Raw genomic sequence first — 230 nt, forward strand, 5'->3', positions numbered from 1 at the left:
GGCGTGAGCCGACTTCAGGTCGGCCTCGGCAAAGACCACGACAACCGAGCCGTCGTCCTGGGCGACGCCGAAATCCATTTGCCGCATCAGGCGGCTGATGATCCGCGCGCCGTCGAATTGCGCGCGGGGATGGTCGAGATCGAACGCAAAGCGTGCAACCGACAATCCGCCGCCGCGTTGCTGGGTCTGGTAGATGGCGCTGGCAAGGTCGCGCTCGAAGGCTTCCGGGG

At 66.1% G+C, this 230-nt stretch carries 1 pseudogene; it reads right to left on the bottom strand.

The features are described from left to right. Positions 1–230: pseudogene (locus QSV46_RS41260) on the bottom strand (GGDEF domain-containing protein); the annotation flags it as partial.

This window comes from Bradyrhizobium cosmicum (assembly GCF_032290525.1).
GTDB classification, from domain to species: Bacteria; Pseudomonadota; Alphaproteobacteria; order Rhizobiales; family Xanthobacteraceae; genus Bradyrhizobium; species Bradyrhizobium cosmicum_A.